Here is a 26796-nt window from a genome sequence, read left to right on the forward strand (position 1 = left end):
TCACCTCACCGTGACGCGCCGTGCCCAATGCCTGGTGCCGCGCGAATTGCGTGCAAGACTGCCGTATGCGTCGTTTGATCACACTCTTCGTACTGCTTGGGGCCCTGTTCATCGCGCAGGCGCCCGCCGGAGCGATCGACTCCAGCCTCCCGCAGTCCACTGCGTCGTTCAACGACCAGGTCTACAAAGTGGCCTATGACGGCGATGTCGTCTATTCGGGCGGTATCTTCACCCGCGCCCGCAACACGGACGGTGCGTTCGCGAACCGCACGTACCTCGCGGCCGTGAATTCGACCACGGGGGCGCTCCTGCCGTTCGCGCCGGCCCTGAACGGCGCGGTCCACGAGGTCAAGACCTCCAGGGACCACCTGTACATCGCCGGGAAGTTCACGCAGGTCGACGGGGTCGCCCGGTCCCGCGTGGCCCGGTTCTGGCTCGACAGCGGGAAGCTCGACACGGCCTGGAACCCGAAGCCGTCGGCCACCGTGTACTCGATCGAGCCGGTCGGCTCCACGGTCTACCTGGGCGGCACGTTCACGTCGGTCGGCGGCTTCGCGCAGCCGGCGCTCGCGGCCGTCTCCGCCGTCAACGGCGCGCCCGTCACCACGTTCGTGCCCAAGGTCGCCGAGGGCGGGGTGCGCGACCTCCAGTTCGGCCACGACCGCCTGTACGTCGCGGGGTCGTTCGCGACGCTCGGCGGCGAGAAGCAGTACGGGAAGCTCGGTGCGGTCAACCCGTCCACGGGCGCGGTCGACACGTCGTTCGTCTCCAAGGTGTACGTCCTCACCCGCGAGGTCGAGGTCGCCGGGGACCGCGTGTACGCGGCTCTGGACGGGCGCGGCGGCGAGATCCGGGCGTTCACCCGCAGCGGCGAGTCGCTCTGGTACCAGGCGGTCGACGGCGGCATGCAGACCGTCGAGGTCTGGGGCAGCACCGTGATCGGCGGCGGCCACTTCGACAAGGCCTGCGTCACCAACCACGCCGGGCCCCTGGGCCAGTGCGTGGACGGCGTGCGCGCCGAGCGCGGGAAGCTCCTCGCGGTCGACATGAACGGGAAGCTCCTGGACTGGAACCCGGCCGCGAACGGCGTCGTCGGCGCCTGGGACGCGACCGCGCACCCGTCGGGCACGAACCTGACGGTGGGCGGCTCGTTCACGACCTTCGGGGGCGGCACGCAGGAGCAGAAGCGCCTGGCGGTCTTCGACTAGGGGCCACGGCAAAGGGCCCGACCTCCGCGAGCGCTCGTCGCGGAAGTCGGGCCCTTTCACTCGCCTGCCGCACGATCGGCGCGGTGCAGGCGCGGACCCGGTCTCGTGGACCGGGCCGTGTCAGTGCCGTGCGGCGCCGTTCATGGGGCGCCGCGCGGTCCGGTGGGAGTTCAGGACTTGGAGGAACCCCGCCGGTTGAGTCCGTACGCGAGGCCGTCGGCCAGCGCGTTCCAGGAGGCCTCGATGAGGTTGGGGGCCACGCCGACCGTGGTCCACTCGGATTCGCCGTCGCTCATGGAGACGAGGACGCGGGTGACCGCGTCGGTGCCCTTGGAGCCGGCGAGGATGCGGACCTTGAAGTCGGAGAGGGTGAGCTCGGCCAGGCGCGGGTGGCGGGCGGCCAGGGCGCTGCGCAGCGCCGCGTCGAGCGCGTTGACCGGGCCGTTGCCCTGGGCGGTGGCGATGACGCGCTCACCGTCGACGTCGACGCGCACGGTGGCCTCGGCGACGGTGACGGCGCTGGGGTCGTGGTCGACGATGACGCGGTAGGTGTCGAGTTGGAACGGCCGGGGCAGGCCGCCTTCGACCTCGTCGCGCACGAGCAGTTCGAAGGACGCGTCGGCGGCCTCGAAGGACCAGCCCTTGGACTCGAGCTCTTTGACGCGCTTGGTGATGCGGTCGAGTGCGGCTTTGTCCCCGGAGAGGTCGATGCCCAGTTCGCGGCCTTTGAGTTCGACGGAGGCGCGCCCGGCCATCTCGGTGACGAGGATGCGCATGTCGTTGCCGACGACGACGGGGTCGACGTGGTTGTACAGGGCCGGGTCGGCCTTGATCGCGGAGGCGTGGATGCCGGCCTTGTGCGCGAACGCGGCGTGGCCGGTGTAGGGGGCGTGCTCGTCGGGGGTCATGTTGGCGATCTCGGCGATCGCGTGGGAGATGCGGGTGAGCTGCGCGAGGCCGCCTTCGGGCAGGACCTTGAGGCCGAGCTTTGTCTCCAGGTTCGCGACCACGGAGAACAGGTTGGCGTTGCCGGGGCGCTCGCCGTAGCCGTTGGCGGTGCCCTGGACGTGCATGACGCCGGCCTGGACGGCGGCGAGGGTGTTGGCGACGGCGCAGCCGGTGTCGTTCTGGGCGTGCATGCCCAGGCGTACGCGCTCGCGCGGGAGGACCGCTTCGAGGCGGGTGCGCAGGGAGGTGACGACGGCGGTGATGTCGGAGGGGATGGAGCCGCCGTTGGTGTCGCAGAGGACGACCGCTTCGGCGCCGGCCTCGAGGGCGGTGCGGACGACGAGGCTGGCGTACTCGGGGTCGTGGCGGAAGCCGTCGAAGAAGTGCTCGCAGTCGATGAAGACCTGGCGGTCCTGCTCGCGGCCGGTGCGCACCGAGTCGGCGATCATCGCGAGGTTCTCTTCGGGGGTGGTCTTGAGGGCCTGCTCGACGTGGCGCATGTCGGACTTGGCGACCAGGCAGAGCACGGGGGCGCGCGAGTCGAGGAGGGCTTGGAAGCCGGGGTCCTCGGCGGCGCTCGTACCGGCGCGGCGGGTCATGCCGAAGGCGACGAGCTTGGCGTGCTTGAAGTTCAGCTCCTCCGCAGCGCGGGCGAAGAACTCCGTGTCCGAGGGGATCGCGCCGGGCCAGCCGCCCTCGATGTAGTCGACGCCGAGTTCGTCGAGGAGTTCGGCGACGGCGAGCTTGTCGGCGACGGAGTAGCGGAGGCCCTCCATCTGCGCGCCGTCACGGAGTGTGGTGTCGAAGACGTGGAAGTCCCCGCCGCCGTTCGCAGGTTCGCTGCCGTGGTGCGGTTCTGGTTGCGTCACTTGGTGCTCCAGGTTTCTACTTTTTTGGCACGGCCGCTGCGGGGCCTACCTGAACGTTCGTTTGCCCTGAACGAAAAAGACCCCCTGCGGGCGGCAGGAGGTCTGGCGTTCGGCGGGAGCATCTAACGGCGGTGCTCCGCGGAACGCCCGCAGCTAATCATGAGCTGGAAGGTCACGAAAAGTAGTATGCCACCGGCCGTGGACCCGAACCACCATTTCCCGCATCGTGGGATTCAGTGTGTCGTGACCGTCGATCGCGTTGCGCGGGGCCGTGCGCTTGCGCGCCTTGGCCTCTCACCAGTCCGAGCGGAGCGCGCGGCGGCGCTGCCACCACAGGACGAGGGCCGCACCGCCGGCGAGGGCCACGGCCCCGCCGCCGATCCCGAGGCCGAGCCCGGCGCCCGTGGTCGGCAGCGTCGGCTTCGGCGACTCGGACGCGGCCGGGACGGACGGGCTCTCACTCGGCGCGGGCGACGAGGGCGGCGGCGACGACGGCGGGTTGACCGGCGGGGCTTCGAACAGCCACTCCTGGAAGTGCCTGCTGGCGCCGGTCTCGGGCTTCACCGCGAGGACCTCGGCGCCCTCCTCCGCGTCGGACCCGTCCGCCAGGCCGAGGAAGTAGCCGTCGGCGGTGACGAAGCGGAAGTCGCTGTGGGAGGGCAGGGGGTCGAAGACGAGCTCCCAGGAGATCGCGTCGGCGCATTCGATGAGGAACACGGGCGCGGTCTCGCCGCCGCCGCCGGTGTCGGCGCTCAGGCACCGGCCCGAGTCGTCGTGCACGAGCTGGTACGCGCCGAGCCCCTGCAGCGCCTCGACGGCCACGAGCCGCCACAGGTGGTGGTCGGCCGTCAGACGGGCGCCGTCCTCGGACGCCGCCAGCGGGAGGGTCGGGTGGTCCTTGAGATAGACCTTCACGGCGCCCGAGGGCACGTTCTGGGCCTGTGCGGTGCCGCCGAAGGCGGTCGCGATCAGGCAGGCGGCGGCGACAGCGGCCGCCTGAAGCATCGGGAATCTCATCTTCGAATTAGATCAAATGAGACATACTTGCCTTTTTCCACTCCGAAGCGCGTCTTCCACGTCACTAGGCGTGACCAAAGGTCAGCCGGTGGCCTGCGGCCCGACACTCCCGCGGATCTCGCTCGCCGCGTCCCCGGCCGCGCGCAACCGGTCCGCGGCGTCGGTGAGCAGGTCCAGCGTCTCGTCCGAACGATGCGCCGACAGCGCCTGCTGGAGCCCGATCGAACCCGCCAGGCACTCCCCCGCCGCACTCACCATGTCCTCATAGGCGGCCACGCCCGCTTCCAGGCGCTCCACCATCCGGTCCAGGTTCGCCCCCAGACCGGCCCGCTTCACCTCCGGCGCGATCGCGATCGCCGCCTCGACGTCCTTGACGCCCAAGGCGAGCCGGTACAGCTCCTGCCCGGCCTTCGACGCCCCCGCGAGGATCGCCACCGCCTCGACATTCCCTTCGAGACGGTTCGCCATCTGCTCGGCGGCCACAGAGGCCCGCTCCAACCGCTCGTACGGCGGCAGCGCCCGGCTCCCCCGGAACCGCGCCCGGATCCGCCCGCGCCGGATCGCCTCGGCCGTCTCACCGAACAGGCCCTGCGCCTCCTTCGCCAGCTTCGCCGGGCCGTGCAGCTCCAAGGAGACGCGCTCGGCGGCGGGAAGCGCACGGGCCAGGCGCCGGTAGTCGAACCACCGGACCACCGCCATCGCGGTCGAGAACCCCGCGATCGTCACCCAGACGCCGTCCGCCGCACCGAGACCGGCATAGGGCACGAAGAAGGCGCTGCCGGCGGCAGCGCCTCCCGCAATGGTGGTCCAGGACTTGGCGGAGGACAGCCGCGAGCGCAGGCGCTTGAACGCGCGCTTGCGGTCCTTAGCGTCCACCGGCAGTCCTCTCAGATCAGCTCTTGGCCTTGTCGGCTTCGGCCTCGGGCTCGGCCGTGCCGTCGTCGTTGCCCAGCGACGCGCGGATGTCCGCGAGGCGGGCGCTGGTGACCGACTCCTTCGACTCGATCGCCGGGCTCGCCTTGCCGCCCGAGAGCTGCTCGCCCTCCAGCGACGCGCGGATCTGGTCCAGGCGCGAGGCGCCCGCCATGTCCCGCGTGGCCCGGTTGACCTCCAGGAGGCGACCCTCCACCGAGTTCGAGGCGAGCTCGGCGCGGCCCATGGCGTTGGAGTAGCGGCCCTCGATCTTGTCGCGGATCTCGTCGAAGTTCGGCACGTTGCCGGGGGCGGCGGTCTGCGACATCGACTCGAGCGAGGAGGCGATCGTCTCCTGCATCTTGGCCTGCTCGAGCTGGCCGAGCAGCTTCGTGCGCTCCTGCAGCTTCTGCTGCAGGATCATCTGGTTGTTCTCGACGGCCTTCTTGGCCTGGTCCGCAGCGGTGAGCGCCTGGTCGTGCATCACCTTCATGTCCTCGAGGGACTGTTCGGTGGAGACCAGCTGACCGGCGAGGATCTCGGCGGTCGACTCGAACTGCTGCGCCTTCGCCTCGTCGCCGTCGGCGCGGGCCTTGTCCGCGAGCACGAGCGCCTGGCGGGCCTGCGCCTGCAGACGCTCCACCTCGGACATCGAGCGGTTGAGCTTCATCTCCAGCTGACGCTGGTTCCCGATCACGGACGCCGCCTGCCCCACCAGCGCCTGGTGCTGCTTCTGGGCTTCTTCAATCGCCTGCTGGATCTGGATCTTGGGGTCGGCGTGCTCATCGATCTTCGCACCGAAGAGCGCCATCATGTATTTCCAGCCCTTGACGAACGGATTGGCCATTATCGGGGTCCTTCCGGTGATTGCTACGCCGACATGCCTCTAGTGTCGGACATCGGCGCCACATGCGTGGGACAGGGTGACGCCTCAATCGCCAAAACTACATCATCAGCGGATTTCAAGCCGCCGCGCGGACCACCGAATCGGTCACCTCACCACGACGGTGCCGAGAGCGGACCTGCGCGATCGAAGCGGGCGCCGCCGACAGGGCGCGACGCCGCCGGGCGACCTCCTCCTGGACGTCGCTCAAAGGCTCGGCCTTGTCCCGCGGCCGCGGCAGCACCGCCACCTGACGGCCCTGCGCCAGCGCCTCGCGCCCCAGGGTCTCCGCCTCACCGCGCTCGTGGACGGCGACCTCGCGCGAGACCTCCGCCAGCACCTCGGACAGGCGCACCTGCAGGGCCCCGCACACCGAAGCGAGCAGCTCGCTCGACGGTTCCTTATGGCCCCGCTCGATCTCCGAGAGGTATCCCAGACTCACATTGGCCTGCTTCGACACGTCCCGCAGCGTCCGCTTCTGCGCGCGGCGGCGGCGCCGCAGGGTCTCTCCCAGCAGTTCCCGCAACAACACCATGAGATTCTCCTCCGCGCCGCGATAGCTCACATGAGCTTAGGTGGGTTCCGCAAGCCTATCTCGTCCGGTTCGGCTCGCTCTTCTTCGTTTTGAATGCTTTCCAGAGGTAATCCATTCCCGTCGCCACCGTGAGGACGAGCGCGGCCCCCATCAGCCACGGACCCACCGCGTCGAGCGGGGACGGCCAAGGCCACAGGTACCAGGCCACAGCCGTGATCTGCAGGACCGTCTTGAGCTTCCCGCCCCGGTCGGCCGCGATCACCGTGCGCCGCAGCACCGCCATCCGCAACGCCGTGATCCCGAGTTCACGCAGAAGGATGACCACGGTCACCCACCACGCCAGGTGGTCGTAGTAGCTCAAGAGGATCAGCGAGGCGCCGATGAGGATCTTGTCGGCGATCGGGTCCGCGAGCTTCCCGAAATCGGTGACCAGGCCGCGCGAGCGCGCCAGCCAGCCGTCCACGAAGTCCGTCGCCGAGATGAACACGAACAGCACGCAGGCGGCCATCCGCCACCCCGAGTGCTCCATCCCCGAGAGGACCACGAACACCGCGAAGACCGGCACCAGGAAGATCCGGGCCACCGTCACCACGTTCGCGATGTTCCACGGCGAGACCGGCGGGTCCTCAGTGGTCACCAGGCCTCCTCGACGATCTCCGCCACGAGGTCGACGCCGTGCGAGTCGATCACCTTCGCCGTCACGAAGTCGCCGGGCTCCAGGCCCTCGACTTCGCCCACGAGCGCGATCGTGCCGTCGACCTCCGGGGCCTGGTGCGCGCCCCGGCCGTCCACGCCGTCGTCCTCCACGGACTCGACCAGGACCTTCATGACCTCGCCCACGCGCTCGGCGGCGCGCTGGCTCACCAGCTCGTCGACGAGCATCGAGACGCGGGTGTGGCGCTCGGAGACGACGTCCTCGTCCACGTGCCCGTCGAGGTGCACCGCTTCGGTGCCGTCCTCGTCGGAGTAGGCGAACACGCCGGTGGAGTCGAGGCGGGCCTCCTCGAGGAAGCCCATGAGCTCCTCGACGTCCTCTTCGGTCTCGCCGGGGAAGCCGACGATGACGTTGGTGCGGGCCCCGGCGAGCGGGTCGACGTCGCGGATCTGCTTGAGCAGCGCCAGGAAGTTCTCGGTGGAGCCGAACCGGCGCATGCGGCGCAGCACCTTCGCGGAGGAGTGCTGGAACGAGAGGTCGAAGTACGGCACGACCTTCTCGGTGCGCTGCATCGCCTCGATGAGGCTGGGGCGCAGCTCGGCGGGCTGCAGGTAGGAGAGGCGGATCCACTCGATGCCGTCGATCGCGGACATGCCCTCCAGCAGGTGCTCCAGCGCCTGGGAGTCGGCGAGGTCCTTGCCGTAGGAGGTGGTGTTCTCGGAGACGAGGTTGAGCTCCTTGACGCCTTCGGAGGCGAGCCAGGCGGCCTCGGCGAGGATCTCCTCGGGCGTGCGGGAGACGAACGAGCCGCGGAAGGACGGGATCGCGCAGAAGGTGCAGCGGCGGTCGCAGCCGGAGGCGAGCTTGAGGTTCGCGACGGGGCCGTCGGTGAGCCGCTTGCGCACGACCGCGAGGTGCTGCGGGGCGCCGGCCCCGAGGGTCGCGGCGTCGGCCTGGGAGGCGCGGGAGTGGCCGGGCACGACGGCGGCGGCGCTCTGGCGCGCGGCCGGGGCCAGCGGCAGGAGCTTGCGGCGGTCGGACGGCTGGTGGGACTCGACCGAGCGCCCGGCGAGGATGTCGTCCAGGCGGGCGGCCATGTCCGGGTAGTGGTCGAAGCCGAGCACGGCGTCGGCCTCGGGCAGGCTCTCGGCCAGCTCGCGGCCGTATCGCTCGGCCATGCAGCCGGTCGCGACGACCTTGGCGCCGGTGGAGGAGGCGTCGAGGAGGACGTCGATGGACTCGGTCTTCGCCTGCTCGATGAAACCGCAGGTGTTGACCATGACGACGTCGGCGTTCTCGCCGTCGTCGCTGATGCGCCAACCGCCGGCGGCGAGGCGGGCGGCCAGCTCCTCGGAGTCGGTCTCGTTGCGGGCGCAGCCGAGGGTCAAGAGCGCGACGCTCTTGCCGGCTTCGCGTGCGGTCGAATCCTCGGAACGGGTCGAATGAGCTGCAGACACCAGGAAAGCGTACCTACCGGCGGGCCGCGAATGCCCCCGGCGGCGGGCCGGGCCACAGTGACCCTGGTCGGCGGGGTGACCGGCGTTACTCCGGGCGTCGCTATCGACCGGTTATGAGTCGGTTACGGAACGGACAATCCGGTCCTTTCAGTGCCCGTCTGCGCAGGGGCAACAGTGCATCGCCGCACCTGGTGGCCATACCCTAGGCTTGCGCTATGTCCCTCAAAGACATCGCCCCAGCCCATCGCCCCGCCCTTCGACGATCCGCGTTCGCGCTGCTCGCCTCGATCGCGGTGATGACGGTCGCCGCCTGCGGCGCCCCGCCCACCGGCACGCTCCACACGCGCGCCGGCTACACGCTCACCAGCGACGAGGTCCCGGTCTCGGTGTGCCCCGAAGGCGACGCGTCCCGGTTCGTCGACGACGAGGGCCTGCTCATCGGCGCCCACTTCGCGCTCCGCGTCGAGTGCGTCGCGTCGTTCGACGCCCTGCCCGAGGGCTTCGAGTTCGACTACCTCTTCGGCGAGGACCCGAGCCTGTACTCGCCCCAGCCGGGATACGAGTTCACGCTCATCCAGTTCTCGAGCGAGCCCGGTGTCGAGGCGCCGTTCAACGCCGAGGCCGGCGAGCTGGCCGCGACGCTCAAGGTCGGCGAGCAGACCTGGGACTTCGACGGCGAGGTGCCCGCCCCCGGCGAGGTCTTCTTCACCGTCGCCAAGAAGGACGCCCCGGTCACGCTCGAAGTGGTCGACGTCGAACGCGCCCAGACCATGGACCTGCGCGCACGCACGCGCGACGGACTCATCCAGGCGCTGTACACCGGCAACTCCGTGGCCGAGTCCGAAGTGGTCGAAGGCAAGGTGAGCGGCTCCGCCACCCGCGGCAGCTACGAGTACTCCTTCGACGACTGGCGCTACCAGACCCAGTTCTTCATGTCCCGCGAGGCCTTCCGGCCCGGCGCGGGCTGGGTCGCCGAACCTGACCGGGCGCTGATCACCGTCGAGTTCGGCTGGCTCCAATCGGCCAACGGCCTCGAATGGCCCATCGACGTCAACGACGCGTTCAAGATCGCGGACGCCGACGGCACGCTCACGCCGCTCTCCTCCGAGCACGTGGACGAGGACCTGACCGACGCCGTCTGGCGCACGTACACCTTCACGTACGACGTGCCCGCCGAGTCGCTCGACTACACGATCAGCTTCCACCCCAAGGGCCCGGTCAAGTGGCCCGCGGAGGACATCGACATGCCGATCACCGGCGACAAGAACCACGAACTCGCCGTCAGCTTCGCCTAGACGGCAACGCGAAGGGCCGGTCCACTGCGGACCGGCCCTTCGCGCATCGTCAGCCCTGGAGCGAGGCGATCACGCCGTCCAGCTCGTCGGGTTTCACCAGCACATCGCGGGCCTTCGTCCCCTCCGAGGGGCCCACGACACCGCGGGTCTCCATGAGGTCCATGAGCCGCCCGGCCTTCGCGAAGCCCACGCGCAGTTTGCGCTGCAGCATCGAAGTCGAACCGAACTGGGTGGTCACGACCTGCTCGATCGCCTGGATGAGCAGTTCGAGGTCGTCGCCGATGTCAGGGTCGATGTCGCGCGTCGAGCCCGGGGTCGCGGTGACCTCCTCGATGAACTGCGGCTCCATCTGGGACTTCACATGCTCCACGACCGCCTCGATCTCGGCGTCGCTGACCCACGCGCCCTGGATGCGCTCGGGCTTGGACGCGCCCATCGGCAGGAAGAGCCCGTCTCCGCGGCCGACGAGCTTCTCCGCGCCCGGCTGGTCGAGGATTACCCGCGAGTCCGCCAGCGACGACGTCGAGAACGCCAGGCGCGAGGGCACGTTCGCCTTGATGAGGCCGGTGACCACGTCCACCGAGGGCCGCTGCGTGGCGAGCACCAGGTGGATGCCGGCCGCGCGGGCCAGCTGGGTGATGCGGACGACCGACTCCTCGACGTCCCTGGCCGCCACCATCATGAGGTCCGCCAGTTCGTCCACGATCACCAGCAGGTACGGGTGCGGGCGCAGCTCCCGGCCCGAGGCCGGATCGGTCTTCAGCTCGCCCGAGCGCACCTTCCGGTTGAAGTCGTCCACATGGCGCACACCGGCCTTCGCAAGGTCCTCGTAGCGCATGTCCATCTCCTTCACCACCCACTGGAGGGCGTCGGACGCCTTCTTCGGGTTGGTGACGATGGGATGGACGAGGTGCGGCACGCCCTCGTAGTTGGTGAGCTCGACCCGCTTGGGGTCGATGAGGAGCAGTCGCACCTGCTCAGGCGTGGCCCGCACCAGCATCGACACCAGCAAAGTATTGATGAGGCTCGATTTACCTGAGCCTGTGGCGCCGGCCACCAAGAGGTGCGGGGTCTTCGTCAGGTTGGTGAGGACGTAGCCGCCCTCGACGTCCTTGCCCAGGCCCACGATCATCGGGTGCGCGTCGGACTGCGCGAGCGGCGAGCGGAGCACGTCGCCCAGCGCCACGTCGTCGCGGTCGGTGTTCGGGATCTCGACGCCCACGGCGCTCTTGCCCGGGATCGGGTTGATGATGCGGATGTCGGAGCTCTTGACCGCGTACGCGATGTTCTTCGAGAGCTGGATGATCCGCTCGACCTTCACCGCCGGGCCCAGCTCGACCTCGTAGCGGGTCACCGTGGGGCCGCGCGTGAAGCCGGTGACCGCGGCGTCCACTTGGAACTGCGCGAACACCTCCTGCAGGGCGGCGATGACCGAGTCGTTGGCCTTGGAGCGCTTCTTGGCGGTCGGGCCGATCGGGAGCAGGTCCATCGACGGGAGCCGGTAGTCGCCGTCCATGGCCGCGCCGCCGTCCGACAGGGTCGGCTGCTCGATCCGCTTGGGCGGCGGCGAGTGCTTCGGCGGTTCGCGCACCGGCTCCGGTTCGGCGATCGGCGTGGAGTCGCGCGCCGACACGTGCTCGGAGTTGAGCTCCGGCACCTCCTCGGGCGCCAGGCGCGGCAGCACCGTCGTCGGACGGTGCACCCGGCGGGCCTCTTCCTCCTTGAGCCGCTTCGCTTCACGGCTCTCGGCGCGCGTCATGCGGGGAGTGGGCTCCTCGCCCTCCTCGTCGTCGTCCTCATAGGCGTCGACCCGGCCGGTCGCCAGGTCCCACAGGCGGCCGAGCTTGTACGGCACCTGGTTCAGCGGCGTCGCCGTCACCACCAGGACCCCGAAGAGCAGCAGCAGGATCAGCAGCGGGAACGCCACGTACGACGAGACGCCCAGCGCGAGGCCGCCGCCCACGATCCAGCCGATCTGGCCGCCCGCGACCATCCGCTCCCCCATGTCGGACGGCAGGCCCGAGATCAGGTGCAGCAGACCGAGGCTCGAGAGCCAGATCGAGGACCAGCCCACCAGCGAACGGCCGTGCGCGTCCTCGGGCGCCACCTGCCGCATCACGCGCAGTCCCCACAGGACCAGCAGCACCGGGAGCGCGCGCGTGGCGAGGCCCAGCAGCCAGTCGAGGATGAACGCGAGCCGCTCCCCGATGGGGCCGGCCACGTCGAACCAGACCGCGCAGGCCAGGACGATCGCGATGGCGATGAGGAAGAGCCCGAGGCCGTCTCGACGGTGCGCGGGATCGATGTCGCGGGCCGTGGCGGCCTCCTTGCCGACGGAACGGGCCATCCAGCCCGTAGAACGGGCGGTGCCGACCCAGAGGCCGCGCAGGCCGAGGCCCAGCGCTTCGAGCGGCCCGGGGACCGCGTCCATGCCTTTGCGCTTCGCGGCGGTCTTCTTGGCGGCCCGTTTTGCGGTGGTCTTCTTGGCGGTCTTCTTCGCCGCCTTGCGGGGGGCGGGCTTCGCGGGAGATCTGGCCGCGGAGGCGGCGGGCTTGCGGCGCGCCGCGGGTGCACTGCTCTTGCGGACCGCGCCCCCCTTGCGGGCGGCGCCGCCCGAACTGCCGCTCGTCCTGGCCATCATGCCCCATACGTTACCGCCCTCATCCCGAGCGGAGTCGGCCCGAAGGCAACCATGAAAACGGTTAATGTGACGGCATGTCGAAAACGATTCTGGTGACCGGCGCGGGCCGTGGACTCGGCCGCACCCTCGCCGAGCAGCTCACCGCGCGCGGCGACACGGTGATCGCGCACGCGCGCAGCGAGTCCGCTCTGGACGGTGTGTCGCACGACCGGAAGCTCGTGCTCGACCTGGCCGAGCCGGCGGGGATCGCGGACGCGGTGGCCGCACTCGGCCTCGAACGGCTCGACGCCGTGATCCACAATGCCGGGATCGCCCACCTCGGCGCCGTCGCCGAGCAGCCGCTCGAGCAGTGGGAGCGGACGCTCACGATCAACGTGACCGCCCCGGCCGAGCTGACCCGCGCCCTGCTCCCGGCCCTGCGCGCCGCGCGCGGCCACGTCGTCTTCGTCAACTCGGGTGCGGGGCTCAACGCGGGGCCGAAGTGGAGTTCGTACGCGGCGAGCAAGCATGCGCTGCGGGCGCTGGCGGATTCGCTGCGTGGCGAGGAGCAGCCCAACGGGGTGCGGGTGACCAGCGTGTACCCCTCGCATTTCGCCACGGACATGCAGCGCAGTGTGCGCGAGCAGTACGGCGCGGACTACGACCCGGCCCGCGCGACGAGCCCGGAGTCGATCGCGGCGACCATCATCGGCCTCCTCAACTCCCCCGAGGACATGGTGGTCAACGAGCTCCGCATCGAACCGCCGAACCCGCTGCCATTCCGCGCGAAAGGCTAGCAAATCCTGCTTTAAGCTGATAAATCCCCCTTAAGGGACCCCTGGCACAAAAATAGCGCGGGGGTACGACATCGCCCCTACACCCTTGTGACGCGAGTGAATCTCGCGACTGGCAAGCACCCTTTAGGATGTGGAACGGCATGCCCCATGTCCGACAAGGTGACCCGTCCTCACCATGATGCGCAGTTAGGTGTGATCACTCCTTTGAGCGACCCCGCAGCCCACTACTCTGCCCAACCTCAGCCGAGCCAGCCGCAGGCGCAGGCGCAGGCGCAGGCGCAGCCGGTCTACCAGCAGCTCCTCCCGAGCGGCCCGGACCGCCCGACGCCGATCGGACTCGGCCTCGCCGGGGCCGGCCTGCTGCTCATCGCGATCGGCTCCCTCATCCCGCAGGTCTCGTTCGGCGGCAGCGACGCCGACGAGGTCGGCGTCTTCGGGATCGACACGGCCGGGGTCGGCCTGCCCGGCCTCGCCCCCGCGCTCGTCCTCGCGGTCCTCGCCGGCTGGGCCGCCGCCGGCGTCAAGCCCGGACTCCAGTGGGCCGCCAAGCTCGGCGGCATCGGCCTGGCCGCGATCACCATCGCCGCCGCGCTCCACCCTGTCATCGAGTTCAACAACGCCTTCAGCAGCGAGGCCTGGGAGGACGCCGACATCGATGTGAAGGCCAGCGCCGGAGGCGGCATCTGGCTCTACATCCTGGCCGCCGCGCTCCTGGCCGCCAGCATCTTCCTCATGCGCTGGTCGCCGCCGAAGCAGCCCGCCCAGCCGCAGTACGCGCAGCAGCCGTACCAGCAGCAGCCGCCGCAGACCATGCAGATGACGGTCCAGCCGCAGCCCCCGCAGCAGCAACAGCCGGGCAACGCCTGGCCGGGCCACAACCCGCAGCAGTAGGCGTCGAGAAAGCGGCGGGGCCGCGTCCGATCGGACGCGGCCCCGCCGCTTTGCGTTCGCTTGCTTCGAGACGTGCGCGCCTCGGACTTCCGACTGCGCTGCTCGCGTCCTCATACTCCGAGACTGCGCCTCAGGCGTTCTCTCATACTCCGAGACTGCGCCTCATGCGTCCACTCATACCCCGAGACTGCGCCTCAAGCGTCCCCTCATACTTCGAGGACGTGCGGCACGATCATCGGGCGGCGGCGGTAGGTGTCGTTGACCCACTTGCCGACCGTGCGCCGCAGGATCTGCTGGAGCTGGTGCGGGTCGGTGATGCCGTCCACGGCGGCGCGCTCCATGGCGTCGTCGATGAGCGGCAGGACGCCGTCGAAGGCCTTGGGGTCCTCGGAGAACCCGCGCGCGGAGACCGTGGGGCCGCCGACGATCTTGCCGTTCTCGGAGTCGATGACCACCGTGGCCGCGATGAAGCCGCCGTCGCCGAGCATCCGGCGCTCGCTGAGCACCGGCTCGCCGACGTCGCCCACGGAGAGGCCGTCCACATAGATCAGGTTGTTCGGGACGTTCCCGACGAGCCGCGCGCGGCCGTCGATCAGGTCGACGACGTCGCCGTTCTCGATGACGATGACCTGGTCGGCCGGGACCCCGGACTCGATGGCGAGGCGCGCGTGCGCCTGGAGGTGCCGGGCCTCGCCGTGGACCGGGATCATGTTGGAGGGCTTGACGACGTTGAGCACGTACAGCAGCTCGCCCGCGGGGGCGTGGCCGGAGACGTGGACCTTCGCGACGTCCTTGTGGATCACGGTGGCGCCGGTGCGCGCGAGGCGGTTGATGACGCCGTACACGGCGGTCTCGTTGCCGGGCACGAGCGACGAGGCGAGGATGATCGTGTCGTCGGGCTCGACGGCGATGTGCCGGTGGTCGCCGGAGGCCATGCGGCCCAGGGCGCTCATCGGCTCGCCCTGCGAACCGGTGGACATGTAGACGATCTCGTCGGCGGGCAGGCGCACGGCCTCGTCCATGCTGACGAGGAGGCCTTCGGGGACCTCCATGAGGCCGAGGTCGCGGGCGATCGCCATGTTGCGGACCATGGAGCGGCCGACGAAGGCGACCTTGCGGCCGTGCGCGTAGGCGGCGTCCAGGACCTGCTGCACGCGGTGCACGTGGCTGGCGAAGGAGGCGACGATGATGCGGCCCTTGACGTCCTCGAAGAGCCGGTCGAGCACGGGCCCGATCTGGCGCTCGGAGGTCACGAAGCCGGGGATCTCGGCGTTCGTGGAGTCCGAGAGGAGCAGGTCGACGCCCTGGTCGCCGAGGCGGGCGAAGCCGGCGAGGTCGGTGATGCGGCCGTCGAGCGGGAGCTGGTCCATCTTGAAGTCGCCGGTGTGGAGCACCAGGCCGGCATCGGTGCGGATCGCGACGGCGAGCGCGTCCGGGATCGAGTGGTTGACGGCGAGGAACTCGCAGCCGAACGGCCCGAGCTGCAGCGTCTCGTTCTCGGCGACGACGATCCCGGCGGGCTTGATGCGGCGCTCGCGGAGTTTGGCCTCCACGAGGGCGACCGAGAACCTGGAGCCGACGACGGGGATGTCGTTCTTGTGCTCCAGGAGGTAGGGGATCGCGCCGATGTGGTCCTCGTGGCCGTGGGTGACGACGATGGCCTCGATGTCGTCGAGGCGGTCGAGGATCTGCGTGAAGTCCGGCAGGATCAGGTCGACGCCGGGCTGGTCGACGTCGGGGAAGAGCACCCCGCAGTCGACGATGAGCAGGCGCCCTTCGAACTCGAAGAGCGTCATGTTGCGTCCGATGGCGCCGAGTCCGCCGAGGGGGATGACGCGCAGCGCCCCTTCGGGGAGGGCGCCCGGGGCGCCGAGGTTCTTGGGTCGTGTCAGGCCCATCAGGCCTCCTTCAGGTCGGCGAGGGCGGTGGCGATGTCGGCGGCGAGCGCGTCGTCCGCGGGCAGGAGCGGCAGGCGGGGTTCGCCGGCGGGCACGCCCTGGCCGGCGAGTCCGGCCTTGACGGCGATGACCCCGGGTCCCCGTCCCATGAGGGCGGTGACGGCGGGCAGGAGCCGGTCGTTGATCTCGGAGGCCTTGGCCGTGTCGCCGTCGTCGTAGGCGTCGAACATGGCGTTGAGGTGCTTGCCGATGAGGTGGGCGACGACGGAGACGATGCCGACCTGGCCGGTGGCGTAGGCGGCGAGGTTGAGTTCGTCGACGCCGCAGTAGAAGGCGAGGCCGGTGGCGGCGCGGACGCGCTGGGCCTTGGCGAGGTCGCCGGTGGCGTCCTTGACGCTGATGATCCGGGTGTGCTCGGCGAGGCGCTGGAAGGTCTCCTCTTCGATGCCGATGACCGAGCGCGGGGGGATGTCGTAGAGCATGACCGGCAGGTCGGCGGCGTCGGCGATGGCGGTGAAGTGGGCGACGACGCCGGCCTGGGTGGGCTTGTTGTAGTAGGGGGTGACGAGCAGGAGCCCGTGGGCGCCGGCCTTCTCGGCGTCCTGGGCGAGGCGCACGGAGTGGCGGGTGTCGTAGGTGGAGGCCCCGGCGATGATGTGGGCGCGGTCGCCGACGGCTTCGAGGACGGTCTCCAGGACCTGGGTCTTCTCGGCGTCGGTGGTCGTGGGGGATTCGCCGGTGGTGCCGTTGACGACCAGGCCCTCGCAGCCCTGCTCGTCGACGAGGTGGCGCGCGAGGGCGGCGGTGCCGGGGACGTCGAGTTCGCCCGAGGGCGTGAACGGCGTGATCATGGCCGCGAGTGTTCGCCCGAAGGGGCGCGTTGCGTTGCGCATGTTGCTTTCACCAATGCTTGGTCCGGCGGCCGGGGCGCCTGCGCCCGGCCGCTCGCTGCGTTTGTAACTGTCTCAAGTTTTTTCGCCGCGCCACCTTGAAACGGCGCTCATGGGGCCTTGCGGGCCTGTGGTCGGCCCGCTCGGCGGTCCTTGCGAGCGTTGCCCGGTGGTGCGTGAAGTTGCCCGCGGCTCTAGCCCTCGGTGACGTAGGGGCTGGAGGCGACCTCGGTGCCGTCGTCGAGCTTCGTGATCTGGAAGTCGGCGAAGACGTTGGCGGCCTTCTCTTTGAGCTGCTTGAGGCATTCGATGGCCAGCGCCCGGATCTCGACGTCGGCGTGCTCGGAGGCGCGCATGGCGATGAAGTGCCGCCAGGCGCGGTAGTTGCCGGTCACGACGATGCGGGTCTCGGTGGCGTTGGGGAGTACTGAACGCGCCGCTTGGCGCGCTTGCTTTCGGCGCAGCGTGGGGTTGGCGACGTCGGCGAACTGCTTCTCGAGTCCTTCGAGGAGGTCGTTGTAGGCGCTCTGGGCGGCTTCGGCCGCGGCGAGGAAGCGCTGGTGCAGTTCGGGGTCGTTCGCGATGGCGTCGGGTTCGACCATGGCGGCGTCGCGTTCGGGGACGTAGCGCTGGGAGAGCTGGGAGTACGAGAAGTGGCGGTGGCGGATCAGCTCGTGCGTCAGGGAGCGGGAGATGCCGCTGAGGTAGAAGCTGACGGTGCCGTGCTCGAGGACCGAGAGGTGGCCGACCTGGAGGATGTGCTCGAGGTATCCGGCGTTCGTGGCGGTCTTGGGGTTGGGCTTCTTCCAGGACTGGTAGCAGGCGCGTCCGGCGAATTCGGCGAGGGCTTGGCCGCCGTCGGCGTCCGTCTCCCAGGGGACGTCGGCCGGGGACTCGAAGTGCGTCCAGGCGATGAGTTGGACGTCCATCGGTACGATTTCGGGCATCCCCGCTCCCCCTCGTTTCGTGTTCGGTGCCTGTTATTGCTGGTTCTCGACTCCCTGAGGGTACTCGGCTGCGGAGTGTGGTCCGGCACGCGCCCGGCTTCGGGGGGTGTCGGGTCGGTGTGCGGGTGGGGGTGGTGGTTCGGATCGCACTGTCTGGTTCTATGACGCCGCTTGACAGACGTCAGAAATGATGTCACCATGGTGTCATGGACTTGACGCCGTATATCGAATCGCTCCGCCGGAGCCTCACCGCTGCCGCCGCGCCCGGTGGCGAGGAAGCCGCGCGGACCGCTGAACTGCTGTCCGAGGCGCTCGACGCGGGGGCTCGCCTGGCGCTCATGGAAGCCCTTTCGGAGGCCGCCGCCGAGATCACCGCGGGCCTCGACCAGGCCGGTTCCTCGGCCTCGGTCGACCTGCGCGTGCGCGGCCGCGAAGTGGACCTGCGGGTGAGCGGCGGCGAGACCGCCGAGATCGCGCCGCCTCCGGCCCCGCCGGTGGACGACGACGTCGCCCGCATCACATTGCGTCTTCCCGAGTCGCTGAAGGAGGACGTCGAGAAGGCGGCCTCCTCGGACGGCGCCTCGGTCAACGCCTGGCTGGTGCGCGCGATCAACAACGCCGTCCACATCTCGCGCACTTCGGGCCAGCCCGCCGGCGCGAAGTACAGCCAGCGCATCACCGGCTACGCCAGGGCTTAGGAGCACCGAGCATGAACGAGTACACCGAATTCACCCATGACGGGCCGATCACGGCGGCGATCACCCTCGCCGACGGCTCGGTCACCGTCACCTCCCACGAGCTCGACACGGTGCTCGTGGAGGTCAAGCCCGCGCAGCGCCGCACCGAGGGGGACGCCGACGCCGCCGACCTGGCGCGCGTCGAGTTCGAGAACGGGCACCTGCGCGTCGTGGCCCCCGAGAAGGCGCAGAACTGGTTCTTCCGCAAGGAGATCGGCGTGCACCTCTCGGTGAAGGTGCCGGTCCGCTCGGAGATCTCGGTCAAGACGACGTCGGCGCCGATCAGCCTGCACGGCAAGCTCGGCGCGGTCTCGATCAACACGGTCGCCGGGTCGGCGACCGTGGAGAACGCGACCAGCGTCCGCGCGAACACCGTCTCGGGTTCGATCAGCGTCATCGACGCGGTCGAGGACTTCCGGGCGAACACCGCTTCGGGCCAGGTGCGGGCCGACCACGTCGGCGGGGACTTCTCCGCGAAGACGGTGGCCGGTTCGATCACGGCCGAGCGGCTCGACTCGAACGCGAACGTGAACACGCTCTCGGGCGGGATCGAGCTGAGCGCGCTCCGCTCCGGTTCGGTCAAGGCGAACACGGTCTCGGGCCGGATCAGCCTCGGCGTGATCCCCGGGACGGACATCTGGGTCGACCTGGACGCCAAGGCGGGCTCGGTCACCTCCGAGCTGGCCACGGGCGACACCTCGCCGGCCCCGTCGAGCACGGGCACGAGCCTCGAAGTGCGGGCCCGCTCGGTCTCGGGCGACATCTACCTGCACCGCGCGAGCGCCTACGCGTAACAGCTGCAATCCGACACCCACATGAGGCCCGGCCGCTCGCGCGGCCGGGCCTTTCTCATACGTAGAAGAAGCTGAACGGCTCCCACGGCAGGTTGCGGGCGATGAAGAAGACGCCCCAGACGATGAGGAACGCGGTGAGGGCGTTCGGGGTGAGGTGGAAGGTCGGGAGCCGCCAGGTGCGGCGCGGGGCGAGGCGCGGCAGGGCCCAGGCGAGGTACATCCAGACGATGAACGGGGCGGCGAAGACGGCCATGAGGTGGTGGCGCGCGGCCTCGGGCAGGTTGAGGGTGACGAGGTAGTAGAACGCGCGGGTGCCGCCGCAGCCGGGGCAGTCGAAGCCCGTGGCGATCTTGAACAGGCAGGTGCTGGGGCCGGTGTTGTCGGTCGGGTCCGTGACGACGATCCCGGCCGCGGCGGCCGAGAAGCAGCCGAGGATCGCGAGCGGCGCGAACGCGGGGTGCCCGAGCACGCCGGCGACCCAGCGCTGCACCGGGTTGCCGCGCTTGGATTCGGGCGGGCCCTGACCGGGCTCTGACGCCAGCGTGGCCTCATCGACTGCGCACACATCGCCTCCTCCCCGACAGCCTAACGGGAACGGGTGAGCGGGTCGGGTTCGGCGGGCACGGCGGGAGGGGATCGGGGCCCGTTCCTCGGGGTTCCCGGACGCCCCCCGATCGATGGCTCGCAGGCGTCACCTGGATCGGGCGGCATGCGGGCAGCGCATCGCGCTCACGTCGGTTTCTCGGGCACGGCCGGAGGGACCGGGGCTCGTTTTCAGGGCCCCCGAAAACAGGATGGCGTACGGGTACGACATTCCGCTCCTCCCGAGTCGGTCGAAACCGCCGAAGCGGCGCTTTTCCGGGCCTAGGCTCAGGTCATGCTGGGTCTGCAAACTCGCCGTGCGCTCGCCGTCGCCGCCGCGCTCGGGCTGCTCGTCGCTACCTCCGGGTGCCTCCGGCTCGACCTCGGCCTCCAGGTCCGCCCCGACGACACCGTGGGCGGCGAGTTCACCGCCGCCTGGAGCGACGAGTTCGTCGCCCAGGCCGCCGACGAGGGCCTGGACCAGGCGCAGCTCGACGCGTTCCTCGACGCCCTCCTCGACGGCGTGCCCGGCACCGAGCGCACCCCGTACGACGAGGACGGCTACAGCGGCTACACCGCGACCTTCACCGACCGCCCGCTCGCCGACTTCGCGGAGTTCGGCGGCGACGACTGGGGCTACCTCCGCCTCGACCACACCGGCCGCGAATACGGCCTCGAGGGCCACTGGGACCTGCGCGCCGCCGGGTTCCTCGACCCGACCGCGTTCGAGGACGCCGAGATCCTCCTCAGCGTCGACTTCCCCGCCCGCGTCACCGAGCACAACGGCACCCTCGATGGCCGCACCGTCACCTGGACCATGACCCCCGGCGAGGAGTACGACCTCAACGCCACCGCCGTCGCGAACGACGGCGTCGCGTTCCTCATAGCGGGCATCGTGTTCCTGCTGGTCGTCTGCGGGCTGCTGTGGCTGTGGCAGTGGACGCGTTTGCGCCGCTTCTCCGTCGGCAACCCGTCTGCGTGAGCCGTTAGCTCCAGCACAAACCGTAGCCGTGTTCCACACGGCCCGTATTCTGGTGAGCCTGTCGGCATAACGGATCTATAACACCAGCGGGGAGGGTCGGTGACTCAGTACGAGTCGAAGAGCAAGGGGCACAAGCAACACGACCCCAGCATGGAACTGAGCATCGGGCAGGTCCTCGCCGCCGCGGGCGCCACCGTCCTCGGCGCAGTCCTCGCCAAACTCCTCGGCCTCTGGGGCACCCTCGCCGGCACCGCGGTCTTGAGCGTCTGCTCCTCCATCGGCGCCGTCCTCATCCTCCGGGCCATGCGCCGCACCGGCGAGAAGATCAAATCGCAGATCACCGCACTCGCACCGGTCGCCAGGGGCAAGGTCACGGCCGCGACCGTGGAGATGGGCGCCGAGAAGGTCACGGCCACCGCGAAGCTCCCCGGCACCGAACAGCCCGGGGACGAGACGGCCGTTCTCGCCGGCCGGCCCGGCGACGCCGGCACGGCCGATGCCACCGGCTCCGTCGGCGCGGCCGACACCGACGTCATCGTGATCCCGGCCGAACCGGCGCCCGAGGGCCACCTCACGAAGACCCAGTCGAACAAGCGGGCCCTCGTCGCCATCCTCATCTCCAGCGTCCTCGTCTTCGCCCTCACCGTCGGCGCCCTCTACGTCCTCGGCGCCCTGACCGGCGAGCCCGACCGGTTCATCACCAACAACCCGCAGGTGACCATCACCGAGACCCACATCGAGAGCGACGCCCCCGTGAGCCCGACGACCTCCGAGGCGCCCACCGAATCCGGGTCCCCGAGCGAGACGCCCACCTCCGAGGCGCCCTCGTCGAGCACCTCCCCCAGCGAGTCCGCGACCACCGAGTCGCCGAGCGCGCCCACCACGCCCGACACCGGGTCCGGCGGCTCCGAGGCGACCCCCAGCCCGACACCGCAGGACGACACCGTCAGCGAAAGCCCCGCCATCGAGTAGCGGAGGCAACGAACAAGGGCCCGCCTTCCGGCGGGCCCTTTCGTATTCGTCGCTCTGGTGCTCAAACGGCTCTGGTGTTCAAGCAGCTCTGGTCTTGATGAGCTCTGGTTCTGCTGAGTTCAGTCGAGCAGGTCGTCGAGACCCACCGTCAGACCCGGTCGCTTCACGACCTCGCGCACCGCCAGCAGCACGCCCGGCATGAACGAGGCCCGGTCGAGCGAGTCGTGGCTGATCGCGAACCGCTCACCGGGGCCGCCGAAGCGCACCTCCTGGCTCGCCACGTACCCCGCCGAGCGGACCGCGTGGATCCGCACCCCTTCGACCTCAGCGCCGCGCGCACCCTGCGGGTCCGTCTCCGTCGCGTCCGGCATGTCCGGCAGCTCGGCCTCGGCGCGGGCAGCCGCGATCACGCGCGCGGTGTGCACGGCCGTGCCCGAAGGCGCGTCGACCTTGCGCGGGTGGTGCGACTCGATGATCTCCGCCGAGTCGAAGTGCTTGGCGGCCTTCGCAGCGAACTGCATCATCAAGACCGCGCCGATCCCGAAGTTCGGGGCGATCACGGAACCGACCTCGGGGTCCGCCGCGATGATCTCGCGGGCGGCCTCCAAGCGCTTCGCGTCGAAGCCCGACACGCCGACCACGGTGTGGATGCCGTGCTCGACGCACCACTCCAGATTGCCCATCACGACGTCGGGCAGCGTGAAGTCCACGACCACGTCGACGCCCGCGAGCGCGTCCAGCGACTCGTCCCGGTCCACGGTCGCCGCCAACTCCATGTCCTCGGCGGCGTCGACCGCCTCGCACACGGCCTTGCCCATGCGTCCGTGCGCGCCGAGCACACCCACCTTGATCATGCGAAATCCCCCTGGTCGAACGGCCCCACGGCCACGGTCGTCATCGGCTGCGTCAGGATCTCGGCGGCCACCGCCTTGATCTGCTCCACCGTCACGGCCTCGATGTCGGCGATGTCCCGCTCCAGCGTCGTGTGCTCGCCGTACAGCAGCTCCTCGCGGCCCAGCGCGTTCATGCGCGAACCGGAGTCCTCCATCGCCAGCACCATGCCGCCCTTGCTCATGCCCTGGCCGCGCCGCAGCTCCGCCTCGGTGACGCCTTCGGCGGCCACCTTCGCGAGCTCGGCGAGCACCAGGTCGCGGACCTGGTGGACCCGGTCCGGGTTGGAGCCGGCGTAGACGCCGAACATGCCCGTGTCCGCGAAGTACGTCGAGAACGAGTACACCGTGTACGCCAGGCCGCGCCGCTCGCGCACCGACTGGAACAGCCGCGAGGACATGCCGCCCCCGAGGATGTTGTTCAGCACCTCGAAGGCGTCCTTGCGCGGGTCGTGCCGCGAGAACAGGCGGCAGCCGACCACCAGGTGCGCCTGCTCGGTGTCGTGGTGCTCCACCATGAGCGGCACCGGCGCGGGCAGCACGTCCTCGTCGTGGCGGCGCTGGCGCGGCACCTCGGCGCCGCCCAGGATCGGCGCGAACGCCTCCGCCACGAGCTTCACGGTCTCGGCGTGGTCGACCCCGCCCGCCGCGCACACCGTCAGGTTCGGGGCCCGGTAGTGCTGCCGGTAGAAGTCGAAGATCTGGTCGCGCGTGAGCGCCCGGACCGTGTCCGGGTCGCCCGCGATGTCCCGGCCCAGGGCGCCTTCGCCGAACAGCGCCAGCGAGAACAGCTCGTGCACCACATCCGACGGCTCGTCGGCGGACGCGGCGATCTCCTCGAGGATCACGTCGCGCTCCACCTCGACGTCGGCGGCGGTCACGAGCGAGTTGCACATGGCGTCGCCGAGCACGTCGACGGCCATCGGCAGGTCGTCGTCGAGCACGCGCGCATAGAAGCAGGTCAGCTCCCGCGCGGTGTACGCGTTCGACTCGCCGCCGACGGCCTCCACGGCCTCGGCGATCTCCGTGGCGGTGCGCTTCTCGGTGCCCTTGAACAGCAGGTGCTCCAAGAAGTGCGAGACGCCGGCGAGCTCGGGGGCCTCGTCGCGGGACCCCACGCCGACCCACACGCCCACCGAAACGGAGCGCATGGTCGGAACGGATTCGGTGAGCACACGCAAACCGCCGGGCAGCACGGTCACTCGGACCGTGCCGCCCAGCGGATCGTCAATCAGCGTGTGAGTCTGGGGTCGACTCATCTACTCTTCCGAGCCTCCGCCTTCGTCGCTGCGGCGGGTGCGGCGGCGGCGGCGCTCGCCGTCGCTCGAAGCACCGCGCTCGCCGGTGCGCTCGCGCTCACCGCTGGAGGGGCGCTCGCCGCGCTCGCCGCCGCCGGAACGCTCGCGGTCGCGGCGCGGGCCGCGGTCGCCGCGGTCGCCCCGGTCACCGCGAGAGTCCCCGCGGGACTCCTTGCGCTCGGCCGGACGGCCCTTCTTGTACCCCTCGGGCTCCTGGCCCTCCGGGTACACCTTGTCCAGGTAGATCTTGCCGCGGTTGTCGATGTCGCCGATCTCGACCTCGACCTTGTCGCCGACGCTCAGCACGTCCTCGACCCGCTCGACGCGCTTGCCGTCGCCGACCTTCGAGATGTGCAGGAGGCCGTCGCGGCCCGGCGTCAGCGAGATGAACGCGCCGAAGTCGGTGGTCTTGACGACGGTGCCCAGGAACCGGTCCCCCACGTTCGGGAGGGTCGGGTTCGCGATCGCGTTGATCGTCTCGACCGCGGCCTGAGCGGCCTCGCCGTTCTCCGCCGACACGTAGATCGTGCCGTCGTCCTCGACGGTGATGTCCGCGCCCGTGTCGTCCTGGATCTGGTTGATCGTCTGGCCCTTCGGGCCGATGATCGCGCCGATCTTGTCGACGGGGATCTTCAGGGTCGTGATGCGCGGCGCGGTCGCGGCCAGCTCGCCCGGCTCGCTGATCGCGTCGAGCATGACGTCGAGGATCGCGTGGCGGGCGTCGTTGGCCTGCTGCAGCGCCTGGGCCAGCACGTCCGACGGCAGGCCGTCGAGCTTGGTGTCCAGCTGCAGGGCGGTGACGAACTCGGCGGTGCCGGCGACCTTGAAGTCCATGTCGCCGTAAGCGTCCTCGGCGCCGAGGATGTCGGTCAGCGTGACGTACTTGGTCTCGCCGTCGACCTCCTCGGAGATGAGGCCCATCGCGATGCCCGCGACGGGGGCCTTGATCGGCACGCCGGCGTTCATGAGCGACATCGTGGACGCGCAGACCGAGCCCATCGAGGTCGAGCCGTTGGACGCGAGCGCCTCGGAGACCTGGCGGATCGCGTACGGGAACTCCTCGCGGCTCGGCAGCACCGGCACGAGGGCGCGCTCGGCGAGCGCGCCGTGGCCGATCTCGCGGCGCTTGGGCGAGCCCACGCGGCCGGTCTCACCGGTCGAGTACGGCGGGAAGTTGTAGTTGTGCATGTAGCGCTTCTTGCTGACCGGCGACAGCGTGTCGATGGCCTGCTCCATGCGCAGCATGTTCAGCGTGGTGACACCCATGATCTGGGTCTCGCCGCGCTCGAACAGGGCCGAGCCGTGGACGCGGGGAAGGATCCCGGCCTCGGCGGCGAGCGGCCGGATGTACGCCGGGAGGCGGCCGTCGATGCGGACGCCCTCGGTGATGACGCGCTTGCGGACCAGCTTCTTGGTGAGCGAGCGCAGCGAGGCGCCCAGTTCGCCTTCGCGGCCTTCGAAGTCCGCGCCGAGCTTCTCGAGCATGACCGACTTGACGCGGTCGAGCTCGTCCTGGCGGTCGGTCTTGTCGGCGATCTGCAGGGCCTGGTCGAGCTCGGCCGAGACGGCCGCTTCGACGGCGGCGTACGCGTCGTCCTGGTAGTCCAGGAAGCGCGGGTAGTCGGCGACGGGCTTCGCGGCGACCTTGGCCAGTTCGGCCTGGGCGCGCACGAGCTCGGCGATGACCGGCTTGACGGCCTCGAGGCCGCTCGCGACGACCTCTTCGGTCGGCTTGGTGCCGCCGGCCGCGATGAGGCTGATCGTGTTGTCGGTGGCCTCGGCCTCGACCATCATGATCGCGACGTCGCCCGAGTCGAGGACCCGGCCGGTGACGATCATGTCGAAGGTGGCCTTCTCGATCTGCTCCAGGGTCGGGAACGCGACCCAGGTGCCCTCGATGAGGACGATGCGGGTCGAGCCCAGCGGGCCCGAGAAGGGCAGGCCGGCGAGCTGGGTCGACATGGAGGCGCCGTTCATGGCGACCACGTCGTACTCGTCGCGGGCGTCGACCGAGAGGATCGTGCCGATGACCTGGACCTCGTTGCGCAGACCCGACACGAAGGACGGGCGCAGGCCGCGGTCGATCAGGCGGCAGGTGAGGATGGCGTTCTCGCTCGGGCGGCCCTCGCGGCGGAAGAACGACCCGGGGATGCGCCCGGCGGCGTACATCCGCTCCTCGATGTCGACGGTGAGCGGGAAGAAGTCGAAGTGGTCCTTCGGGTTCTTCGAGGCCGCGGTGGTCGCGAGGACGACGGTGTCGTCCATCTGGACGATCGCGGAGCCCTGGGCCAGCTTGGCCAGGCGGCCGGTGCTGAAGACGATCTTGCGGGTGCCGAAGGCGCCGTTGTCGATCACGGCGGTGGCGTGGTGCTCCCCGAGGTTGAAGGCCTCGGGTGTCCGTTCGTTATCGGACATAGAGTGTCGATCTCCTTTTGCAGTGCATCGCACTGCGTCGTTCGGAATGCGGCTCGCCTGCGCGCTTTTCCGGTCTTCGATCGAAGCACTCGGAAGCTCGGCCCCGCGTCGTGCGGGACGTTCCGGATGCCACTACCGAGGACCGGGGCGGTCTCTGGCGGGCCGCGCCGCGCCTCCCTGAGGCGCTGCGGTCGAGCGTGTGCTCAGCCCCCACCATACGTTATCCGGCCGACGCGGCGGCAGAGGCGAAGCAAAAGTGAGCCGCGACAGGCACTCGGGCGGGGTACGCGAAAGGGAGCGTCCC

Annotated in this window: 23 protein-coding genes; 8 read left to right on the forward strand and 15 right to left on the reverse strand. The window is 70.1% G+C overall.

The window, feature by feature from the left end; all coding sequences use genetic code 11:
• Positions 1-65 precede the first annotated feature (65 nt).
• Complete coding sequence (locus tag QWI33_RS03105) at positions 66-1208, forward strand: hypothetical protein (protein ID WP_289954774.1); 1143 nt, start codon at positions 66-68, stop codon at positions 1206-1208.
• Between the two features lie 170 nt (positions 1209-1378).
• Here the strand turns inward: QWI33_RS03105 and cimA are convergent, their stop codons facing one another.
• The 7 genes from cimA to rimO all read right to left on the reverse strand — a co-directional run bounded on the left by cimA (position 1379) and on the right by rimO (position 8487).
• Complete coding sequence (gene cimA, locus QWI33_RS03110) at positions 1379-2932, reverse strand: citramalate synthase (RefSeq protein ID WP_435367554.1); 1554 nt, start codon at positions 2930-2932, stop codon at positions 1379-1381.
• Positions 2933-3319: 387 nt separating this feature from the next.
• Positions 3320-4042 carry an RICIN domain-containing protein gene (locus QWI33_RS03115; protein ID WP_289954777.1) on the reverse strand — a complete coding sequence of 241 codons (723 nt, stop codon included), beginning with the start codon at positions 4040-4042 and terminating at the stop codon, positions 3320-3322.
• 81 nt (positions 4043-4123) lie between these two features.
• Complete coding sequence (pspM, locus tag QWI33_RS03120; RefSeq protein WP_289954779.1) at positions 4124-4918, reverse strand: phage shock envelope stress response protein PspM; 795 nt, start codon at positions 4916-4918, stop codon at positions 4124-4126.
• Between the two features lie 16 nt (positions 4919-4934).
• Entirely contained in the window at positions 4935-5801 is an 867-nt protein-coding gene (locus QWI33_RS03125; protein ID WP_289954781.1) for a PspA/IM30 family protein, read from the reverse strand.
• Between the two features lie 115 nt (positions 5802-5916).
• A complete protein-coding gene (locus tag QWI33_RS03130; RefSeq protein WP_270114442.1) occupies positions 5917-6372 on the reverse strand; it encodes a helix-turn-helix domain-containing protein in 456 nt (151 codons plus the stop codon).
• Between the two features lie 55 nt (positions 6373-6427).
• Entirely contained in the window at positions 6428-7009 is a 582-nt protein-coding gene (gene pgsA / locus QWI33_RS03135) for a CDP-diacylglycerol--glycerol-3-phosphate 3-phosphatidyltransferase (protein WP_289954786.1), read from the reverse strand.
• Positions 7006-8487, reverse strand: coding sequence for a 30S ribosomal protein S12 methylthiotransferase RimO (rimO, locus tag QWI33_RS03140; protein ID WP_435367555.1), 1482 nt, complete (start codon positions 8485-8487; stop codon positions 7006-7008). Before rimO ends, pgsA begins: the two co-directional genes overlap by 4 nt.
• A 212-nt stretch (positions 8488-8699) precedes the next feature.
• Between rimO and QWI33_RS03145 the strand changes: the two genes are divergently transcribed.
• On the forward strand, positions 8700-9779 hold the full coding sequence (locus QWI33_RS03145) for a hypothetical protein (protein ID WP_289954789.1): 1080 nt from the start codon (positions 8700-8702) through the stop codon (positions 9777-9779).
• Between the two features lie 49 nt (positions 9780-9828).
• Here QWI33_RS03145 and QWI33_RS03150 read toward each other — a convergent pair whose 3' ends face one another.
• Positions 9829-12420: an FtsK/SpoIIIE family DNA translocase gene (locus QWI33_RS03150; RefSeq protein ID WP_289954791.1), complete on the reverse strand. Its 2592-nt coding sequence runs from the start codon at positions 12418-12420 to the stop codon at positions 9829-9831.
• A 74-nt stretch (positions 12421-12494) separates the two neighbouring features.
• Between QWI33_RS03150 and QWI33_RS03155 the strand changes: the two genes are divergently transcribed.
• Both QWI33_RS03155 and QWI33_RS03160 read left to right on the forward strand, forming a co-directional pair.
• Positions 12495-13196 (forward strand): SDR family oxidoreductase, encoded by a 702-nt coding sequence (locus QWI33_RS03155; RefSeq protein ID WP_289954793.1) that lies wholly within the window; start codon positions 12495-12497, stop codon positions 13194-13196.
• A 204-nt stretch (positions 13197-13400) separates the two neighbouring features.
• Positions 13401-14087: a hypothetical protein gene (locus tag QWI33_RS03160; RefSeq protein ID WP_289954795.1), complete on the forward strand. Its 687-nt coding sequence runs from the start codon at positions 13401-13403 to the stop codon at positions 14085-14087.
• Between the two features lie 206 nt (positions 14088-14293).
• Here QWI33_RS03160 and QWI33_RS03165 read toward each other — a convergent pair whose 3' ends face one another.
• The 3 genes from QWI33_RS03165 to thyX form a co-directional block, all read right to left on the reverse strand.
• Positions 14294-15985: a ribonuclease J gene (locus tag QWI33_RS03165; RefSeq protein ID WP_289954797.1), complete on the reverse strand. Its 1692-nt coding sequence runs from the start codon at positions 15983-15985 to the stop codon at positions 14294-14296.
• Positions 15985-16878 (reverse strand): 4-hydroxy-tetrahydrodipicolinate synthase, encoded by an 894-nt coding sequence (dapA, locus tag QWI33_RS03170; protein ID WP_289954799.1) that lies wholly within the window; start codon positions 16876-16878, stop codon positions 15985-15987. The genes QWI33_RS03165 and dapA overlap by 1 nt, the downstream gene beginning before the upstream one ends.
• Before the next feature lie 191 nt (positions 16879-17069).
• On the reverse strand, positions 17070-17822 hold the full coding sequence (gene thyX, locus QWI33_RS03175) for an FAD-dependent thymidylate synthase (RefSeq protein ID WP_289954801.1): 753 nt from the start codon (positions 17820-17822) through the stop codon (positions 17070-17072).
• A gap of 206 nt (positions 17823-18028) precedes the next feature.
• Here thyX and QWI33_RS03180 point away from each other — a divergent pair, with 206 nt between their 5' ends.
• The gene (locus tag QWI33_RS03180) at positions 18029-18520 is read left to right on the forward strand and encodes a hypothetical protein (protein WP_270114452.1); all 492 of its coding nucleotides are present in this window, start codon (positions 18029-18031) and stop codon (positions 18518-18520) included.
• An 11-nt stretch (positions 18521-18531) separates the two neighbouring features.
• Positions 18532-19353, forward strand: a complete 822-nt coding sequence (locus tag QWI33_RS03185; protein ID WP_289954805.1) for a DUF4097 family beta strand repeat-containing protein — start codon at positions 18532-18534, stop codon at positions 19351-19353.
• Between the two features lie 55 nt (positions 19354-19408).
• On the opposite strand, the gene QWI33_RS03190 is transcribed toward QWI33_RS03185, so the two are convergent.
• Positions 19409-19918, reverse strand: coding sequence for a DUF2752 domain-containing protein (locus tag QWI33_RS03190; RefSeq protein ID WP_289954807.1), 510 nt, complete (start codon positions 19916-19918; stop codon positions 19409-19411).
• A 312-nt stretch (positions 19919-20230) separates the two neighbouring features.
• Between QWI33_RS03190 and QWI33_RS03195 the strand changes: the two genes are divergently transcribed.
• Both QWI33_RS03195 and QWI33_RS03200 read left to right on the forward strand, forming a co-directional pair.
• Positions 20231-20917 carry an LppM family (lipo)protein gene (locus tag QWI33_RS03195; RefSeq protein WP_289954808.1) on the forward strand — a complete coding sequence of 229 codons (687 nt, stop codon included), beginning with the start codon at positions 20231-20233 and terminating at the stop codon, positions 20915-20917.
• A 150-nt stretch (positions 20918-21067) separates the two neighbouring features.
• On the forward strand, positions 21068-21889 hold the full coding sequence (locus tag QWI33_RS03200) for a hypothetical protein (protein ID WP_289954812.1): 822 nt from the start codon (positions 21068-21070) through the stop codon (positions 21887-21889).
• 119 nt (positions 21890-22008) lie between these two features.
• Here QWI33_RS03200 and dapB read toward each other — a convergent pair whose 3' ends face one another.
• The 3 genes from dapB to QWI33_RS03215 are packed head-to-tail and all read right to left on the reverse strand — an operon-like array spanning position 22009 to position 26492.
• Entirely contained in the window at positions 22009-22743 is a 735-nt protein-coding gene (gene dapB, locus QWI33_RS03205) for a 4-hydroxy-tetrahydrodipicolinate reductase (protein WP_289954814.1), read from the reverse strand.
• Positions 22740-24038, reverse strand: coding sequence for a M16 family metallopeptidase (locus QWI33_RS03210; protein ID WP_289954816.1), 1299 nt, complete (start codon positions 24036-24038; stop codon positions 22740-22742). Before QWI33_RS03210 ends, dapB begins: the two co-directional genes overlap by 4 nt.
• Entirely contained in the window at positions 24039-26492 is a 2454-nt protein-coding gene (locus QWI33_RS03215; RefSeq protein ID WP_289954818.1) for a polyribonucleotide nucleotidyltransferase, read from the reverse strand. It lies immediately after the preceding gene.
• Positions 26493-26796 lie beyond the last annotated feature (304 nt).

The organism is Glycomyces tritici (assembly GCF_030403505.1).

Excerpts from the sequence above, each read along its gene's own strand:
- QWI33_RS03105 (WP_289954774.1), top strand. The coding sequence starts at position 66 with ATGCGTCGTTTGATCACACTCTTCGTACTGCTTGGGGCCCTGTTCATC.
- cimA (WP_435367554.1), bottom strand. The coding sequence starts at position 2,932 with ATGGAGGGCCTCCGCTACTCCGTCGCCGACAAGCTCGCCGTCGCCGAA.
- QWI33_RS03115 (WP_289954777.1), bottom strand. The coding sequence starts at position 4,042 with ATGAGATTCCCGATGCTTCAGGCGGCCGCTGTCGCCGCCGCCTGCCTG.
- QWI33_RS03125 (WP_289954781.1), bottom strand. The coding sequence starts at position 5,801 with ATGGCCAATCCGTTCGTCAAGGGCTGGAAATACATGATGGCGCTCTTC.
- QWI33_RS03130 (WP_270114442.1), bottom strand. The coding sequence starts at position 6,372 with ATGGTGTTGTTGCGGGAACTGCTGGGAGAGACCCTGCGGCGCCGCCGC.
- QWI33_RS03145 (WP_289954789.1), top strand. The coding sequence starts at position 8,700 with ATGTCCCTCAAAGACATCGCCCCAGCCCATCGCCCCGCCCTTCGACGA.
- QWI33_RS03150 (WP_289954791.1), bottom strand. The coding sequence starts at position 12,420 with ATGATGGCCAGGACGAGCGGCAGTTCGGGCGGCGCCGCCCGCAAGGGG.
- QWI33_RS03155 (WP_289954793.1), top strand. The coding sequence starts at position 12,495 with ATGTCGAAAACGATTCTGGTGACCGGCGCGGGCCGTGGACTCGGCCGC.
- QWI33_RS03165 (WP_289954797.1), bottom strand. The coding sequence starts at position 15,985 with ATGGGCCTGACACGACCCAAGAACCTCGGCGCCCCGGGCGCCCTCCCC.
- dapA (WP_289954799.1), bottom strand. The coding sequence starts at position 16,878 with ATGCGCAACGCAACGCGCCCCTTCGGGCGAACACTCGCGGCCATGATC.
- thyX (WP_289954801.1), bottom strand. The coding sequence starts at position 17,822 with ATGCCCGAAATCGTACCGATGGACGTCCAACTCATCGCCTGGACGCAC.
- QWI33_RS03180 (WP_270114452.1), top strand. The coding sequence starts at position 18,029 with ATGGACTTGACGCCGTATATCGAATCGCTCCGCCGGAGCCTCACCGCT.
- QWI33_RS03185 (WP_289954805.1), top strand. The coding sequence starts at position 18,532 with ATGAACGAGTACACCGAATTCACCCATGACGGGCCGATCACGGCGGCG.
- QWI33_RS03195 (WP_289954808.1), top strand. The coding sequence starts at position 20,231 with ATGCTGGGTCTGCAAACTCGCCGTGCGCTCGCCGTCGCCGCCGCGCTC.
- QWI33_RS03200 (WP_289954812.1), top strand. The coding sequence starts at position 21,068 with ATGGAACTGAGCATCGGGCAGGTCCTCGCCGCCGCGGGCGCCACCGTC.
- dapB (WP_289954814.1), bottom strand. The coding sequence starts at position 22,743 with ATGATCAAGGTGGGTGTGCTCGGCGCGCACGGACGCATGGGCAAGGCC.
- QWI33_RS03210 (WP_289954816.1), bottom strand. The coding sequence starts at position 24,038 with ATGAGTCGACCCCAGACTCACACGCTGATTGACGATCCGCTGGGCGGC.
- QWI33_RS03215 (WP_289954818.1), bottom strand. The coding sequence starts at position 26,492 with ATGTCCGATAACGAACGGACACCCGAGGCCTTCAACCTCGGGGAGCAC.